This is a genomic window from Mesorhizobium sp. M7D.F.Ca.US.004.03.1.1 (assembly GCF_003998635.1).
Lineage (GTDB): Bacteria > Pseudomonadota > Alphaproteobacteria > Rhizobiales > Rhizobiaceae > Mesorhizobium > Mesorhizobium loti.
The window spans coordinates 1-2,140 of the sequence record NZ_RZQG01000969.1; the positions used below are offsets into that span (position 1 = coordinate 1).

A 2,140-nucleotide genomic window follows, 5' to 3' on the forward strand; every position below is an offset into this window, starting at 1 on the left:
ATTCCGGATGGATCGAGCAGACATGATGGTTTTCGGCGACCGAGCCGGCATTGCCGTAGCCAAGCTGGAGGACGACATTGTTGTCGACGCCAAGCTGCAGCGCGTTGCGCACCTTTTGGTCGCCATAGGGCTTGTTGTTGACGTTGGTGCGGCAGACGATGGTCGACGCCGTGACGATCTCCGACTTGACCAGGTCCATGCCGTCGAGGATCGACACGTAGTCGGCCGAGGTCTCGAAATTGGTGTGCACTTCGCCGGCTTCGAAAGCACTGACCATGGCCGCCGGATCGGTGCCGTAGTCGATGAATTCCAGGCCATCGAGGAACACTTCGCCGTCCCACCACTTGTCGTCGGTGCGGCGCTTATAGACCACTTTCTGGCCGACATCGTAGGAGACGAGTTCGAACGGGCCGGTGCCGATCGGGCAGGATTTGAAATCGCCGCCCTTCTCGTCGAAGCTCTTGTGGACGATCAGGCCGGGGTAGTCGCACATGTTCGGGATCAGCGCGATGTCAGGCTTGGTGAGCTTCAGCACCACCGTGTGATCGTCAGGCATGGTCACGGCGCTTTCGTCGAGCTTGTCGTCCTTGACCAGCGAGCCGAGACGGCCAGGCATCGAATTGCCTTCGGCTTTCTTGTCGGCCCAACGCTTGAGGTTGAAGACGACGTCGGCGGCGGTGAAGGCATCGCCATTCGACCAGGTGACGCCCTTGCGCACGTGCAGCGTGTACTGCGTGGCGTCGTCGTTGACGTCCCAGCTCTCCAGCAGATAGGGGCGGAACGTGTATTCGGATGTGTACTTGACCAACGGCTCGAGCGCCTGGCGCTCGGCATTGGCGATTTCAGACCAGTCGGCCTTGCGCGGGTCCTTGGGATCCTTGATCCACTGGGCGATCTTCAGCGTGCCGCCCTTCTTGCCCTTCACCTCTTCGGCCTTCGCCGGCGTCGGATCGGCGAGGCCGAGCAAGCCGTAAGCCATTGCCGTCGACGCACCGAAGACGCTGGCCATGGCCAGGAATTCGCGGCGATCGACCTTGCCTGCCTTGGCTTCTTCGGCCATGGCCAGGATGTGGTCCGGAACGCGATCGCCGTTACTCTTGTAAATTGTCATGACTTAACTCCCATTGTTGGCTTTCCGCCTTTTAACATTCCGCATCCAGGCCATGATGTCAAAGACGACATGGATTGGGAACATGTTAGGGAATGTGCAACTTTGAAGAGGGAGCGGTTCGCGTGATAACGACAGTCTTGGCGCAAATTTGCTACTATGCGACGGATTCCTCTGGAATCTCGATAGTCGATTAAACTGGGACATTTAGCGGAGCTCGAACAGCGCCAGCTTCGAGCCGACATGGGGCCAAAAAGTCCCGCCGAAGTATCAGTATTCCTTCTCGTAGAAGATGCCGCCCTTGGCTTCGCCGGCATCGTTGGCCTCGCCGCGCAGCTTGACGCCGCGCCCGACATTGAGGTCGATCGTCGCCTTGCCCGAGCCCGGCTTGTCGCCCTTCTGGATCGTCACATAGGTGCGGTCGTTGAGATACTTTCCGGCCGAAACCGCCGTGCCGCCCTTGTCGTCGGTGGTGACGTCGAGATCGTCGACGCCGATGGCGCTGCGCAGATTCTCGAGCAGCGAGGTCGAACCGCCGACGCCGGCCAGTTGCCCGGCCGCTTCTGCGAGCTGGGCGATCTGCAACGGCGACAGGTTCGACATCGAGCGGCCAAAGATCAATTGCGCCAGCACCTCGTCCTCGGGCAATGCCGGCACCGAGGAGAAGGTGAATTTCGGATTGGTCGCCTCGCCCGACACCACGATGGTGACGGTGGCGCTGGTGGTCGTCGTGGTTGCCGTCAGGTTGAGATAGGGCACCAGCGAGCCGGAGAAGCCGACCGTGCCTTCGGTGAAGGTCAGCCGCTTGCCGAGGATCGACAGCCGTCCGCGCTGCAGGGTGAAGGTGCCGACCGCTTGCGGCGACGAGGCCGGGCCGGTCAGCTTGAGCGAGCCGCCGAGTTCGGCATCGACGCCCCTGCCCTGGATGAAGATCTGGTTCGGCGCGTTGACCGTGACATCAAGCGCGAGGCCGGTGCCGCCGCCCTTGCCGCTGGTCGTCGGCGGCCGCAGTGCCTTGTCCTGCGCCTTGAC

At 61.6% G+C, this 2,140-nt stretch carries 2 protein-coding genes; both read right to left on the reverse strand.

What is annotated here, in order from left to right:
* On the reverse strand, nt 1–1,111 hold a 1,111-nt coding region (locus EN935_RS32605; protein ID WP_127374052.1), incomplete at its 3' end, for an ABC transporter substrate-binding protein.
* 267 nt (nt 1,112–1,378) lie between these two features.
* On the reverse strand, nt 1,379–2,140 hold a 762-nt coding region (locus EN935_RS32610), incomplete at its 5' end, for a translocation/assembly module TamB domain-containing protein (protein ID WP_206534617.1).